The organism is Rhizobium beringeri, from assembly GCF_004306515.1.
GTDB classification, from domain to species: domain Bacteria; phylum Pseudomonadota; class Alphaproteobacteria; order Rhizobiales; family Rhizobiaceae; genus Rhizobium; species Rhizobium beringeri.
Window position 1 is genome coordinate 1,374,883 of the sequence record NZ_SILG01000001.1, and the last position, 15,167, is coordinate 1,390,049.

Here is a 15,167-nt window from a genome sequence, read left to right on the forward strand (position 1 = left end):
ATTGCTCTAGAGTGCGTGGACAAGCTTTCCCGAGACGTATGTCGCGACCGCCCGCCCGCTGAAACGCGCATCCTCAAACGGCGTATTCTTCGAGCGGGAGAGAAGCATGTCTTTGGCGACAAGCCAAGGCTCATCGAGATCGATCAGCGTGATATCGGCCGCAGCGCCCGGCTTCAACGTGCCGGCCGCGAGGCCGAAGATTTGCGCGGGGCGGGTGGACATGGCGTCGATCAGGCGCATCAGACTCACCTGGCCGCCATGGTGAAGCCTGAGGGCTGCCGCCAGCATGGTTTCGAGGCCGATCGCGCCGTCCTCCGCCTCGCCAAAGGGCAGGCGCTTCGTATCGACATCCTGCGGGTCGTGCGAAGAGACGATGATATCGATCGCGCCGCTTGCAAGGGCGTCGGCCATGGCCACCCGGTCATCTTCCGGGCGCAGCGGTGGATAGAGCTTGAAGAAGGTGCGGTATTCGCCGATGTCGTTTTCGTTGAGCGCCAGATTGTTGATCGAGATGCCGCAGGTCACCTTGGCGCCGCGGCTGCGGGCGCGTTCGATCGCCTCGACCGATTCCGGCACCGAGATCATCGCGGCGTGATAACGGCCGCGCGTCAGCTGCGCGATCCTGAGATCGCGTTCGAGCGGGATGAGTTCGGCTTCCCTCGGAATGCCGGAGAGCCCGAGCCAACTGGCGAAAAGCCCCTCATGCATGACGCCGTTGGCGCCGAGATATTTGTCGCGCGTTTCGCAGGAGATGACGGCGCCGAATTCGCGCGCATAGGTCATGATCCGGCGCAGCACCTGCGTGTCGTGGACGCTGGAATGGGCATCGGTGAAGGCGACGGCGCCTGCCTGCATCAAGAGGCCGATCTCCGTCATCTCTTCGCCGGCAAGGCCCTTGGTGATGGCGGCCGCCGGATAGACGTTGACGGCGGCCGTATCCCGCGCCGTCTTCTTGACGAATTCGACGAGCGCGATGTCGTCTATGATCGGATCGGTGTCCGGCATCATGATGATTGAGGTGACGCCGCCGGCCGCCGCCGCCCGGCTCGCCGAGGCGATCGTTTCGCGGTGTTCGCCGCCGGGTTCGCCAACATGGACGCGCGCATCGACGAGCCCGGGCGTCGCGACAAGGCCCGTGCAGTCGCGGATGACGGCGCCTTCCGGTGCACCCTGGTTCTGCGCCTCGCCGCCGGCGGCAAGAATCACGCCGTTTTCGGCGATGATCGTCCCGACTTCGTCGAGATTGCGCGAGGGGTCGATGATGCGGACGTTCTTGAGGACGATCGGGTTGCTCATGCCATCATTCCATCGCTTCGGGGACCCTGGTTCTGCGAGACGAGCAGCGTCTCCATGACGGCCATGCGCACCGCGACCCCCATCTCCACCTGTTCGGCGATCACGCTCTGCGGCCCGTCCGCCACTTCCGAAGCGATTTCGACGCCGCGGTTCATCGGGCCTGGATGCATGACCAGCGCGTCGTCCTTCGCCGCCTTCAGCGTTTCGGCATCGAGCCCGTAGAAGTGATAGTATTCGCGCACCGAAGGCACGAAGGCGCCGGACATGCGTTCGCGCTGCAGCCGCAGCATCATCACGACGTCGGCGTCCTTCAGCCCTTCCTGCATCGAATGAAAGACCTCGACGCCCATCTCGGCGATGCCGGCGGGCAGGAGGGTCGCAGGCGCGACGACACGGACGCGGGCGCCCATGGCGTTGAGCAGCAGGATATTGGAGCGCGCCACCCGCGAATGCAGTACGTCGCCGCAGATCGCCACGATGATGCGCGACAGCTTGCCCTTGGCGCGGCGGATCGTCAGCGCGTCGAGCAGTGCCTGGGTCGGATGTTCGTGCTGCCCGTCGCCGGCATTGACAACCGAGCAGGAAACCTTCTGGGCGAGAAGGGCGGCCGCACCGGCGCTCGAATGGCGGATCACCAGCACATCGGGGCGCATCGCATTCAGCGTCATCGCCGTGTCGATCAGCGTTTCGCCTTTCTTCACCGAGGAATTGCCGACCGACATGTTCATGACGTCGGCGCCGAGCCGTTTGCCGGCAAGCTCGAAGGAGGCCTGCGTGCGGGTCGATGCCTCGAAGAAGAGGTTGATCTGCGTCAGCCCGCGCAGCGTCGACGTCTTCTTCTCTCTCTGGCGGCTGATCTTGACGGCCTCATCCGCCTTGTCGAGAAGATAGGTAATATCCTGCTCGGTGAGGCCCTTGATGCCGATGAGGTGGCGGTGGGGGAAAAAGACCATGACCCTGCCTCTTGCTGTCTCTGGCGGGTCTATAAAGAGTGCTGCCCGCTGGGGCAAGCATGTGCTGTGGGCAAAGGCTTATGTCCCCATGCATTTTCGCTCGAATTCCGATAGAGCAGAATGAACCGAATCATAACTTCCGGTTTCCCTTTGCCGGGTTCTTACACTAGAAGCGAATTATGACCTCCGCCAACCGGACTGACGACAAACTCGCAGAACTCAACCAGCCGAGCCTGTGGTCCGGCATCAACGCCTATCGGTCCGATCCGCTGATCGTCGACCTGACGGCTGCCCTGCCGCGCGGCATCCGCGAAGACCTGGAAAACATGGGCCGCTACGTCACCTCGCCGGAGGCGCAGGAGATGGCGCGCATGGCGAACCAGGGCGCGCCGCAGCTGCGCACCCACGGTCCGCGCGGTGAACGCGTCGACGTCGTCGAGTTTCACCCCGCCTGGCATGCGCTGATGCGCCGCTCCATGTCGGTCGGCCTGCATTCCTCCGTCTGGGATCCCCAAGCCGATACCGATGCCAAGGACGAGGCCCATAAGGTTCGCGCCGCGCGGTTTTATCTGACATCGCAGCTGGAATCCGGCCATCTCTGCCCGCTGACGATGACGAGCGCCTCCGTTGCGGCACTCTCGGCCTCGCCCGCGGTCCAGAAGGACTGGGCGCCCAAAATTCTCTCGCGCAAATATGATTCGTCGAACAAGCCCGCCATGCAGAAATCCGCCGTGACCATCGGCATGGGCATGACGGAAAAGCAGGGCGGCACGGATGTGCGCGCCAACAGGAGCGCTGCCGAAAAGGTCAGCGAGGGCATCTACCGGCTGTCCGGGCACAAGTGGTTCATGTCCGCGCCGATGAGCGATGCCTTCATCATGCTGGCGCAGACGAAGGAGGGCATGGGCTGCTTTCTCGTGCCACGCCTTCTGGAGGATGGTTCCGCCAACGGGCTGCAGTTTCAGCGGCTGAAGGACAAGGTCGGCAACCGCTCCAACGCCTCTTCCGAGGTTGAGTTTACAGACACCTTCGGTTTCCTGCTCGGTGGTCCGGATGCCGGCATCCGCACGATCCTTGACATGGTGACGTTGACCCGGCTCGACTGCGCGCTGGCCTCGTCAGGCATCATGCGCGCCTCGCTCGCCGAAGCCGTGCACCACACCCGCGGCCGCAGCGTCTTCGGCAAGATGCTCGTCAACCAACCGATCATGACGCGCGTGCTCGCCGACATGGCGCTCGACGTCGCCGCCGCGACGGCACTGTCCTTCCGTCTAGCCGACGCCTTTGACAAGGCGCGTGGCAATGCCGAGGAGGCGGCCTATGCCCGCGTCATGACGCCGGTCGCCAAATACTGGTGCTGCAAGATCGCGCCCGCGCTGATCTACGAGGCGATGGAATGCATCGGCGGCAATGGCTATATCGAAGAACGCCCGATCGCCCGCCACTACCGCGAGGCTCCCGTCAACGCCATCTGGGAAGGCTCCGGGAACGTCATGGCGCTCGACGTGCTGCGCGTGCTCAACCGCGGCAAGGATCTGTTCGAAACGGTCTTCGCCGGCCTAGCCCGTGATCTCGGCCCTGCCGGCAAGAAGACGATCGACGTGCTGCGCGCCGCAATCGCGCTGTGTGAACAGGATGAGGGCGCCGCGCGCCTGCTCGTTGAGCAGCTGGCGCTTGCCGCCGGTGCTGCCGAACTCTATCGGCTGGGCGCTGGGCGCATTGCCGATGCCTTCATCGAGACGCGTCTTGCCGGCGGCTGGCGCTCCACCTACGGCATGCTCGATTCCCGCTTCGACGCCAGCTACATCGTCGACCTGCTCTATCCGCCGGCTGCCTGATCGCAAGTGGGCTGAGGCGGTCCTGAGGCTGAGACGCTCGACCATCGGACCCTGTCGACGACGATCACAGTTTATCGTCCGGCCGGTCGCGACGTATCGCGCCGAGGTCGCCTTCCCAGCCTATCCCTGCGAGATCTGCGATCGCATTTTTCCGGCGGTGCTCTCAACGAGACTTCGCAAGGCCCGGTCAACGATGGCCTTTTTTGTCGCCAATCCCGTGGCGGTCATTGCCGCGTCGAGCAAGGCATCATCGATACCGATATTCGTCCGCGATCGCGCCTCAAGTGTATGATTATCATAAAGATACACATCCACGTCACGGCAGTTCAAGCTCGGCGACGATGTCATCGCCATAAACAAAAATCCGGCCGCGTCGCCGCGGCCGGATTTCAGTGTTTACGTCCGAAAATCAGCGTTCAGAAGAAGCCACGGCGTTGCCACCAACCGGCTTTCTTCGGCTTGCCGTCATCGCCTTCGCCATTCTCGACGCGGGTGGATTTCACCGTCGGCTCGGAGGAAGAGATGTTGGATTCGCGGTTGGCGCGAACCGGCTTTGCCTCTTCCTGAACGGATGTTTCGAGATCGGCGGAGGCTTCAACCAATTCCGGTTCGGCCTCAGCCACAGGTGCAGTCTCGGCAACCGGTTCCTCAACCGGCGCTGCGGCCGGTTTGCGGCGGCCGCGGCTGCGGGCAGGCTTCACATCTTCGGTTATGACGGTTGCGCTCTCGACGGCTGCCATCGCGGCCTGGCCTGCGTCGGCCTGCTCGGCAATTGCCTCGACCGCTACGGCTTCGCTCGGAGCGCCCTCGTTCGAAACGTCGTCGCCTTCGTCCTCGTCGCCGCCATTGTCTTCACCGGCTTCGCCAGCTGTCAGTTCGGAGCCATCTTCGGCGCGATTGCGACGGCCGCCACGCTTGCCGCGACGGCGCCGCTTGCGGCGCTGCGATTCCTCGCTTTCAGCGCGTGTCTCGGGCGTAGCTTCGGTGTTTTCATCACCTTCGCTGCCCTCGTCGTCACCGTCCTCATCCTCGTCGCCGGCTTCGCCTGCTGCCGATGCCGGCTGCTCGGCATTGCCGTTGCGGCCACGGCGGCGCCTGCGGCGCTTGCGCTTGCGGTTGCCGTCAGCTTCGCCTTCCGAGCGTGCTGCGACGGGCCGTTCGGCAACGGCCGGTTTTTCCTCGAGTTCCTCGTCTTCCTCCTCATCCACTTCGATGACGATGTCGTCGTCGTCATCCGCGGGAATGGCCGCGAAGTTGAAGAGAGTTTCGATCTTGACCGGGTTTTCCACCGGGTCGCCGCGATCGATCGCGAAATGCTGTGCGCCGACCGAACCGTCCGCATCGATGACGATAGCGACGCCGAAACGGCTTTCGTAATCGATGATCGTCTGGCGCTTGTGGTTGAGCAGGTAGAGCGCGATGTCAGGCGTGGTGCGCACGGTGATGTTGTGCGTGGTGTTCTTCAGCAGATATTCCTCGATACCGCGCAGGACATGCAGGGCGACGGAGGACTGCGAGCGCACATGGCCGGTGCCGCCACAATGCGAGCAGACCTGCGTGGTGGATTCGAGAACCGACGCGCGGATGCGCTGTCGCGACATTTCGAGCAGGCCGAAATGCGAGATCCGCCCGACCTGGATGCGGGCGCGATCGTTCTTCAGGCATTCCTTCAGCTTCTTCTCGACAGCGCGGTTGTTGCGCTTCTCTTCCATGTCGATGAAGTCGATGACGATCAGGCCGGCAAGGTCGCGAAGGCGAAGCTGGCGGGCGACTTCGTCTGCAGCCTCGAGATTCGTCTGCAGCGCGGTGTCTTCGATCGAATGTTCGCGGGTCGAGCGGCCGGAGTTGACGTCGATCGAGACCAGCGCTTCGGTCTGGTTCATGATCAGGTAGCCGCCGGACTTTAGCGTCACCTGCGGCTGCAGCATGCGGTCGAGCTGAGCTTCGATGCCGGAGCGCGAGAAGATCGGGTGGATGTCGCGGTAGGGCTGAACCACCTTGGCATGGCTCGGCATCAGCATCTTCATGAAGTCTTTCGCTTCACGATAGCCTTCTTCACCGGAAACGATGACTTCGCTGATATCCTTGTTGTAGAGGTCGCGGATCGAGCGCTTGATCAGCGAGCCTTCCTCATAGACGAGGCAGGGAGCGGTGGACGCCAGCGTCAGCGTGCGCACATTCTCCCACAGGCGCATCAGATATTCGAAGTCACGCTTGACCTCGACCTTTGTGCGGTTGGCACCGGCGGTGCGAAGAATGACGCCCATGCCCTGCGGCACCTCGAGCAGGCGCGCGATTTCCTTCAGGCGCTTGCGGTCGGCAGGGTTGGTGATCTTGCGGGAAATGCCGCCACCGCGCGCCGTGTTCGGCATCAGGACGGAATAGCGGCCGGCGAGCGAGAGATAGGTGGTAAGGGCTGCACCCTTGTTGCCGCGCTCTTCCTTGGCGACCTGCACGAGCAGGATCTGGCGGCGCTTGATGACTTCCTGAATGCGGTACTGCTTGCGCGGCTTGCGCTGTACGCGGTCCGGCACTTCTTCCATCGCGTCTTCGGCGCCGACGGATTCGATGACTTCCTCTTCGCCGTGATCGTCATCATCGTCGTCATCATCGTGGCGACGCTTGCTGGTATCGACGTCTTCGGAGATCGAGTCGGTTTCCACCATCGCGGCCATCGCGCCGCCGGGCGAGCCGTCATCCTCATTGTCGACGGTCGAAGCGCCTTCGGCTTCAACGTCTGTCGGAACAGCGTCTTCGGTCGCGGTCGTTTCGGCGGCCGGTTCTACGACCTTCTTGCGGCTGCGGCGCGGCCTTGCCTTCTTCGCAGGCGCTTCCTCGGCGGCCGCGGGCGACGCCGCTGTCTCTACCGTTGCCGTCTCTTCCGTTACCGCTGCCGTTTCCGGCGCCTCTGCCGGCACGATGCCGACATCCGGCTGATCCTGCTTGGAAAGATCGACCATCGGTGCGGTTTCGACATGCTCGACGTCCTCGTCGCGGCGATGCTCCTCGGCTTCCGCCCGAAGCAATGCCTGACGGTCGGCAAGCGGTATCTGATAATAGTCGGGATGGATTTCGGCAAAGGCCAGGAAGCCGTGCCGGTTGCCGCCGTAATCGACGAAGGCGGCTTGCAGCGAGGGCTCGACCCTCGTTACCTTTGCAAGATAGATGTTGCCGCGGATCTGCTTCTTGTGCTGGGACTCGAAGTCAAATTCTTCTATGCGGTTCCCGCGAACGACAACGACGCGCGTCTCTTCCTCGTGAGACGCATCGATAAGCATTTTGTCTGCCATGTAAGCTGTGCTCCTCGGCGTGGCCGCGAGAGCGCATTCCCGACTGCTGTTGAGACAGAAAGAATGCGGTCCGCAGTGGCCGCGCCGGATAATGAAAGTCGCGCCTGATGCGAGGGGGAGGGCAGCAGCCAGACCGCAGCCGGAACCATTTCGGTCCGGGGCCTGTACACTTCAGATAAAACCTGCTGCGAAACCATCAACAACCAAGCGTGATCGACAAATACGAAGACCCGTTCGGGTCCGATGAGTTTGCTCCCTGAGAGCGTGGTGGCTGATCCACCAATGAATTCCGACAATAAGCCGGAAAATCAGGATCCAGTTCTAGGGATTAAGCGCATGAGACGGCGGACGATGACCGGTGTGGCGCCAGGTCCTGATCTGGCTGGCAGCCTTCGCGGCGACTCTATCCCGTCAACACTTTACCCTGAAATTCGTTGTATGTTTTCTGTGTCACAATAGCAAGGGAAAAGCCAAATGTGCCATAATATTGATGGATTTCGCAACGCATAGAAGCTGGGGATAAAGTGATCGCGATTCGGCAGGCTGCAACGGGTGTTTCGTCACAGGGACGTTGGCCGCAGCCGCGTCGGGTCCATCGCAATACAAATAGGGTGTGGCGGTTTATTGTTTAAGAGGGCTCGGATCGCGGCGAAATCCGCAGCGCGGCGATCGACAATCGCAAGGCGGGTTCTGGCGGCGCTTTTGGCGGCCAGTCTCCTGCCAGCCGCTGCCAGCTCCGTCGAGGCCAGGGATCCGCTGCTTGCCTATGGCGCGCGCATCGTCGGCGACGATGCAAGGACGCGCATCGTCATCGATTTCGATCGCGAGCCGCGCTTCTCGGTGCATTATATCGCCAATCCGGAACGCATCGTCGTTGACTTGCCGGCGACCGCCTTCGGTTTTCCGGCGAAAGATCTTGCCGCCCGCGGCCTGTTCAAGGATATCCGCTACGGCAAGATGGACGAAGAGAGCGCCCGCATCGTGCTGACGACGGCAGGGCCGGTGAAGCTGGCGCTTGCCAAGGTGCAGGCCGATGAGACGGGCAACGGCCATCGCCTCGTGCTCGATGCGGAGATGATCGACAAGAAGGCCTTTGCCGAACTGGTGAAGACGCAATCCTGGAGCGATCGGACTGAGGCGGCTCAGACGACGAGCGCCATTCCGGCACCGGAAAAAGCTGCCCCCGGCGATTTCGTCATCGCCGTCGACGCCGGCCATGGCGGCATCGACACCGGCGCGATCGGCGTCGACACCAAGACCGAGGAAAAGCAGGTGACGCTTGCCTTCGCCAAGGCGTTGACCGACCGGCTGAACAAGGAACCGGGCATCAAGGCTTTCCTGACGCGCGAGGACGACGAGTTCCTGTCGCTTTCGCAGCGTGTGCTGATCGCCCGCCAGAACCATGCCGGCCTCTTCATTTCGCTGCATGCCGATACGCTGAAGCAGAAGGATATCCGCGGTGCTACCGTCTACACGATCTCCGACAAGGCATCCGACAAGCTCGCCGCCGACCTTGCCGAACGTGAAAACCTCTCCGACCAGATCGCCGGCAAGGAGACGGTCGCCGAGCCGCCCGAGGTTGCCGACATCCTGCTCGATCTGACGCGGCGCGAGACGCAGGCCTTCTCGATCTCGCTGGCCGAGAGCGTGCTGAATTCTTTCAAGGATCAGGTCGGCACTATCAACAATCCGCACCGTCACGCCGGCTTCCGCGTGCTTCAGGCCCCTGACGTGCCCTCGATCCTTCTCGAGATCGGGTTCCTCTCGAATGCCGAGGATGAGAAGTTGCTGCTCGACGAGGCCTGGCGCGGCAAGATCGCCGGTCTCTTGACCGACGCAGTCAAGCGATACCGTGCCGCCGTCATGGCGAATGGCGGCTAATACACGCGCTCCAAAATCTTTAGTGGTTGCAGTTCGACGACATGCATAAAAACAAAGACTTGAAGTGCTTCTCCTGAATCAAGTTCTGAGCAAGATGCCTCAGATTGGCGGCGGGGGCGGGCGTTGCTTGGATGTGACAGTTCTAATGAAACGCTGCGGCAGCGGTGAATGCGGCGCAGACAGCCCTATTTTGCTCACATTCGCGCCGTTACTCCGGCTTATGTTTCACAGCCTGAGGCGCGGAATCGGCTTGTGGCGATAGCGCTCATGGAGTAAGCCGCGCAACGTGCAAATTGCCTTGATCTGTACAATCGTTGCGGCTGCGCCGATTGAAGATCGAAGAGACCGGTAGCTGAAAATATGGTTAGACTTTTTGGATATTTCTTCGGAATGGCCTGCGTCCTGTTTCTGGTCGCGGCGGCGGGTATTGCCATCTATCTCGCCAATGTCGCGAAGGATCTCCCGGACTATGCCGTTCTGAACAGCTATGCGCCGCCGGTGACCACCCGCGTCCATGCCGGCAACGGCGCTTTGATGGCCGAATACGCCAAGGAAAAGCGTCTCTTCCTGCCGATCCAGGCCATTCCCGACCGCGTAAAGGCCGCTTTCCTGTCGGCCGAAGACAAGAATTTCTACAATCATCCGGGCGTTGATCTCACCGGCCTCGGCCGCGCAATTCTCGTCAACCTGCAGAATTTCGGTTCCGGTCGCCGCCCGGTCGGTGCCTCGACAATCACCCAGCAGGTGGCCAAGAACTTCCTTTTGAGCTCGGACCAGACGATCGACCGCAAGATCAAGGAAGCGATCCTTTCCTTCCGTATCGAGCAGGCCTACAGCAAGGACAAGATCCTCGAACTCTACCTGAACGAGATCTTCTTCGGTCTGAATTCCTATGGCATCGCCGGCGCAGCACTCACCTATTTTAACAAATCCGTCACCGAACTGACCGTCGCCGAAGCCGCCTATCTGGCATCGCTGCCGAAAGGTCCTGCCAATTATCATCCGTTCCGCCATCCGGAAGCTGCGCTCGAGCGCCGCAACTGGGTGATCGACCGCATGGTCGAGAACGGTTATGTCAGCCAGCCTGACGGTGAGGAAGCCAAGAAGCAGCCGCTTGGCGTCACCGCCCGCACCACCGGCCCTTCGCTCTTTGCTTCGGATTATTTCGCCGAAGCCGTGCGCCGCCAGTTGATCGACCAGTACGGCGAAAAGGTCCTCTATGAGGGCGGCCTTTCGGTGCGCACGTCGCTCGATCCGCAGATGCAGCTCGCTGCCCGCAAGGCGCTGCAGGACGGTCTGGTCACTTACGACGAGCGCCGCGGTTTCCACGGCCCGATCAAGCAGATCGATGCAAGCGGTGATTGGGGCAAGGCGCTAGCCGATATTCCCACCCTGTCCGACGTGCCGGAATGGCGGCTTGCCGTCGTGCTCGCGGTATCCGACTCGACCGTCGACATCGGCCTGCAGCCGGCCAAGGATGGCAGCGGCAAGGTTGCGGCCGACCGTCAACGTGGCACGATCGACGCCAAGAATATGCAGTGGGCCTTCCGTTCGGCCGACGGCGCCCGCAAGACCACGAAATCGCCGGTCGGCGCCGTGTCCCCCGGTGACGTTGTCTATGTCGCAAAGCTCGGTGACGACGCGTCGACCTCCTATCGCCTGCAGCAGCCGCCGAAGGTGCAAGGTGGCCTGGTCGCCATGGATCCGAAGACCGGCCGCGTGCTCGCCATGGTCGGTGGCTTCTCCTACGCCCAGTCCGAATTCAACCGCGCCACCCAGGCGATGCGCCAGCCGGGCTCCTCGTTCAAGCCTTTCGTCTACGCGGCGGCGATGGACAATGGTTATACGCCGGCTTCGGTCATCATGGACGCGCCGATCGAAATCGTCTCGGGCGGCCAGGTCTGGAGGCCGGAAAACTACGGCGGCGAATCCGGCGGCCCGTCGACGCTGCGTTCGGGCATCGAGCATTCGCGCAACCTGATGACGGTGCGCCTCGCCAACGATCTCGGCATGAACATCGTCGCCGAATATGCCGAGCGCTTCGGCATCTATGATCACATGCTGCCGGTTCTCTCCATGTCGCTCGGCGCCGGCGACACGACGGTATTGCGCATGGTCTCGGCCTATTCGGTCATCGCCAATGGCGGCAAGCAGATCAAGCCGACATTGATCGACCGCATCCAGGACCGCTACGGCAAGACGATCTTCAAGCATGAGGAGCGTCTGTGCGAGGGCTGCAATGCCGGTGACTGGCAGAACCAGGAAGAGCCGAATGTCGTTGACAACCGCGAAACCGTTCTCGACCCGATGACCGCGTACCAGATCACCTCGATGATGCAGGGCGTCATCCAGCGCGGCACCGCGGCCGGCAAGATCGATCTCGGCGGTCGCGACGTCGCCGGAAAGACCGGCACCACCAACGACGAGAAGGATGCCTGGTTCGTCGGCTTCACCCCGGATCTGGTCGCCGGCCTCTATATGGGCTTCGATACGCCGGCCCCGCTCGGCCGCGGCGGCACCGGTGGCGTCTTGTCCGCCCCGATCTTCAACGAATTCATGCAGGCTGCCGTCAAGGACACGCCGGAATCGAAGTTCGTCATTCCATCAGGCATGAACCTGATTTCGATCGACCGCAAGACCGGCATGGCGGCTGGCGACGGCGATCCGAACACCATCGTCGAGGCCTTCAAGCCCGGCACCGGCCCGGCCGACAGCTTCTCCGTGATCGGCATGGACAGCACCATGGCGCCGGAGGAAATCCTGAAGACCTCGCCGCAGGCGAACCAGGCCGTCCAGACCGGCACGCCCGGCCTGTTCTGACCGAGGCCTGAATTTTGCACGCCCGCCGCGGCCCTTTACATCCGCGGCGGGCGTCTCTATGTCACCAGCACCTGAAGAAGACCGAGACAGAGAAGCAGGAAAATGCGAGCGGAAATCGAAAACGTGGTCGATGAAACCAAGCAGGCTATCACCCTGCTGAGGAGGCATCTTTGACTGGGACCAGGCGATAAGACGGCTGGACTGGTTGAACAACAAGGCAGAGGATCCGAACCTCTGGAACGACGCTTCCGAAGCGCAGAAACTGATGCGCGAACGCCAGCAGCTCGATGACGGCATCAACGGCGTCAAGCAGCTCGAACAGCAGCTGAACGACAATATCGAGCTGATCGAACTTGGCGAGGAAGAGGGCGACCAGAGCGTCGTCAAGGAAGCCGAAGACACGCTGAAGGCCTTGAAGGCCGAGGCAGGGCGCCGCCAGGTGGAAGCCATGCTCTCCGGCGAAGCCGATGGCAACGACACCTATCTCGAAGTCCATTCCGGCGCCGGCGGCACCGAAAGTCAGGACTGGGCGAACATGCTTTTGCGCATGTACACCCGCTGGGCCGAACGCCAGCGCTTCAAGGTCGAGCTTCTCGAAGTCCATGACGGCGAAGAGGCGGGCATCAAGTCCGCGACCCTGCTCGTCAAGGGCCACAATGCCTATGGCTGGCTGAAGACGGAATCGGGCGTGCACCGGCTGGTGCGGATCTCGCCCTACGACAGCAATGCGCGTCGCCACACCTCCTTCTCGTCGATCTGGGTCTATCCGGTTGTCGACGACTCGATCCAGATCGAGATCAACGAAAGCGACTGCCGCATCGATACCTATCGTTCGTCGGGCGCCGGTGGTCAGCACGTCAACACCACTGACTCGGCCGTACGCATCACGCATATCCCGACCGGTATCGTCGTGCAGTGCCAGCAGGAGCGCTCGCAGCACAAGAACCGTGCCAAGGCCTGGGACATGCTGCGTGCCCGCATGTATGAAGCCGAACTGAAGAAGCGCGAGGACGCTGCCAGCGCCGAAGCCGCTTCCAAGACCGAGATCGGCTGGGGCCACCAGATCCGCTCCTACGTGCTGCAGCCCTATCAGATGGTCAAAGACTTGCGCACCGGCGTTGCCAGCAGCGCGCCGGACGACGTTCTCGACGGCGACCTGAACGAGTTCATGGAAGCTGCACTCGCTCACCGCATCAGCGGCGCCGCCGACGCGGTCGTCGAGGATGTCGACTGATCGGATTGACGATGGATTGAAATAACAAAGCCCCGGAGACGGGGCTTTTTTTGTTTTGGAAGGCTGGCAGCCCGGCCCGCTTCAGCGGCTCGATCTTCGAGGCGATCATAGCTCTGGTTCGGCGTAAGAACTTATCGTTTCACCTCATCGATCGATCGCCTTGACGTTTTCGGCGGAAGGTCCGCTGAGCCGCCCTCACATTTATATGTTCGACACTGACTTGACATTTGTCGAGTCTGTGTCGAATAATGTCACAATTGATATCGGGGCTGGAGATCACCGATGTCGATCGGCTCCCGCCAATCGGTTGCCGGTGCATGCGTGGAGGAGAAGAGGGTGGAGCTTTTGCTGGATGTGGAAGGGCTGAAGAAGTCCTTTGGTGGTGTCGCTGCATTGCGTGACGGCCGCTTCGAACTTCGCGCCGGCTCGGTCCACGCACTTTGCGGCGGTAACGGCGCAGGCAAGTCGACCTTTCTCAAGATCCTCATGGGTATCCATAATCGCGATGCTGGCTCGATCCGCCGTCGTGGCAAGGAAGTGGACTTTGCCAGCCCCGCCGACGCGCTCGCCTCCGGCATTGCCATCATCGAGCAGGAACTGAGCCCGGTTCCGCACATGACGGTGGCGGAAAACATCTATCTCGGCCGCGAGCCCTCGACACGTTTCGGCGGTATCGATTTCCGGACGATGAATCGGTCCGCCCAAGGGCTTCTCGACGATCTCGAATTCGATATCCGCGCCACCCAATACATGATGAACCTCTCCGTTGCGCAGATGCAGCTCGTCGAGATCGCCAAGGCTCTAAGCCACGATGCCGAGGTCATCTTCATGGACGAGCCAACCTCGGCAATCGGTGAGAAAGAGGCTCAGCAGCTCTTCGCGGCCATCCGGCGCCTGAAGGCGCAGGGACGCGGCATCGTCTATGTCTCGCACCGGCTTTCGGAAATCTTCCAGATCGCCGATTCCTATACCGTATTTCGCGACGGCGCCTATGTCGGCAGCGGAGATCTCAAGCAGATCAGCCGTCCTGATCTCATCCGGATGATCGTTGGCCGGGAGCTGGCCGAGGAATATGTCAAGACCAACACGCCGACATCCGAAACCGGCCTTGAGGTTACGGCCCTTAGTTGCCCGAACAAGATCGAGGATATTTCCTTCTCCGCCCGCAAGGGCGAGATCTTCGGCATCTACGGGCTGATGGGCTCGGGGCGAACCGAGATCTTCAATTGCCTTTTTGGCCTCGAAAAATCTTCCGACGGCAGGATCGTCGTCGACGGTGCCCGCATCTCCGTGTCGAAGCCGGCGGATGCGATGGCAAGTGGCCTGGCGCTGGTGACGGAGGATCGCAAGCTCACGGGGCTCAATCTCTCCGACTCCGTTCGTGCCAACATCTGTATGGCAAGCTTACCGGAGATGAGCCCTTCCTTTGCCATGAGCCGCCGTCGCGAGGCCGAGGCCAGCCGCCGGATACAGGCGCAATTTCAGATCAAGGCCGCCCGCGACACCATGCCTGTCTCGGGCCTGTCAGGCGGCAATCAGCAGAAAGTGGTGCTCGGAAAATGGTTTCTGCGCAATCCGAAGGTGCTGCTCCTCGATGAGCCGACACGTGGTGTCGATGTCGGCGCCAAGCGCGAAATCTACCGCATCATCTGTGATTTTGCCGCGGCCGGCGGAACGGTCGTGATGATCTCATCGGAGATCGACGAAGTTCTGGGCATGTCGGACCGTATCATGGTGATGCGCGCCGGCAGGAGCGCGGGAATTTACAGCCGGGAGGAAACGGATGCCCAATCACTCGTCCACCTATCGACCTGATCAGGATCAGGTCATCCGTACGGCGCCAGAGGAGCGAGCA

At 61.8% G+C, this 15,167-nt stretch carries 9 protein-coding genes; 5 read left to right on the forward strand and 4 right to left on the reverse strand.

Translation table 11 applies throughout. The annotated features are described in order from the left end of the window. Window positions 1-6: 6 nt before the first annotated feature. Together ELH03_RS07045 and ELH03_RS07050 are read right to left on the reverse strand one after the other, a co-directional pair. The gene (locus ELH03_RS07045) at window positions 7-1,296 is read right to left on the reverse strand and encodes a dihydroorotase (protein ID WP_128404379.1); all 1,290 of its coding nucleotides are present in this window, start codon (window positions 1,294-1,296) and stop codon (window positions 7-9) included. Beyond that, window positions 1,293-2,249, reverse strand: coding sequence for an aspartate carbamoyltransferase catalytic subunit (locus ELH03_RS07050; RefSeq protein WP_018241622.1), 957 nt, complete (start codon window positions 2,247-2,249; stop codon window positions 1,293-1,295). The genes ELH03_RS07045 and ELH03_RS07050 overlap by 4 nt, the downstream gene beginning before the upstream one ends. A gap of 179 nt (window positions 2,250-2,428) precedes the next feature. Here ELH03_RS07050 and ELH03_RS07055 point away from each other — a divergent pair, with 179 nt between their 5' ends. After that, complete coding sequence (locus ELH03_RS07055) at window positions 2,429-4,087, forward strand: acyl-CoA dehydrogenase family protein (RefSeq protein WP_018241623.1); 1,659 nt, start codon at window positions 2,429-2,431, stop codon at window positions 4,085-4,087. A gap of 120 nt (window positions 4,088-4,207) precedes the next feature. On the opposite strand, the gene ELH03_RS07060 is transcribed toward ELH03_RS07055, so the two are convergent. Continuing rightward, a complete protein-coding gene (locus tag ELH03_RS07060) occupies window positions 4,208-4,441 on the reverse strand; it encodes a type II toxin-antitoxin system VapB family antitoxin (RefSeq protein ID WP_412034399.1) in 234 nt (77 codons plus the stop codon). Window positions 4,442-4,503: 62 nt separating this feature from the next. Further along, window positions 4,504-7,377 (reverse strand): Rne/Rng family ribonuclease, encoded by a 2,874-nt coding sequence (locus ELH03_RS07065; RefSeq protein ID WP_130766206.1) that lies wholly within the window; start codon window positions 7,375-7,377, stop codon window positions 4,504-4,506. Window positions 7,378-8,001: 624 nt separating this feature from the next. Between ELH03_RS07065 and ELH03_RS07070 the strand changes: the two genes are divergently transcribed. The 4 genes from ELH03_RS07070 (at window position 8,002) to ELH03_RS07085 (ending at window position 15,127) form a co-directional block, all read left to right on the forward strand. Further along, window positions 8,002-9,258, forward strand: coding sequence for an N-acetylmuramoyl-L-alanine amidase (locus ELH03_RS07070; protein ID WP_130658775.1), 1,257 nt, complete (start codon window positions 8,002-8,004; stop codon window positions 9,256-9,258). A 360-nt stretch (window positions 9,259-9,618) separates the two neighbouring features. Continuing rightward, window positions 9,619-12,078 carry a penicillin-binding protein 1A gene (locus ELH03_RS07075; protein ID WP_128411714.1) on the forward strand — a complete coding sequence of 820 codons (2,460 nt, stop codon included), beginning with the start codon at window positions 9,619-9,621 and terminating at the stop codon, window positions 12,076-12,078. A 102-nt stretch (window positions 12,079-12,180) separates the two neighbouring features. Next, window positions 12,181-13,312 (forward strand): peptide chain release factor 2 gene (gene prfB, locus ELH03_RS07080; protein WP_128404385.1). Its coding sequence is split into 2 segments (ribosomal slippage): window positions 12,181-12,249 and window positions 12,251-13,312, totalling 1,131 coding nucleotides; the frame shifts between segments, so codons are not numbered across the junction. A gap of 336 nt (window positions 13,313-13,648) precedes the next feature. Beyond that, complete coding sequence (locus ELH03_RS07085; RefSeq protein ID WP_128411744.1) at window positions 13,649-15,127, forward strand: sugar ABC transporter ATP-binding protein; 1,479 nt, start codon at window positions 13,649-13,651, stop codon at window positions 15,125-15,127. Window positions 15,128-15,167 lie beyond the last annotated feature (40 nt).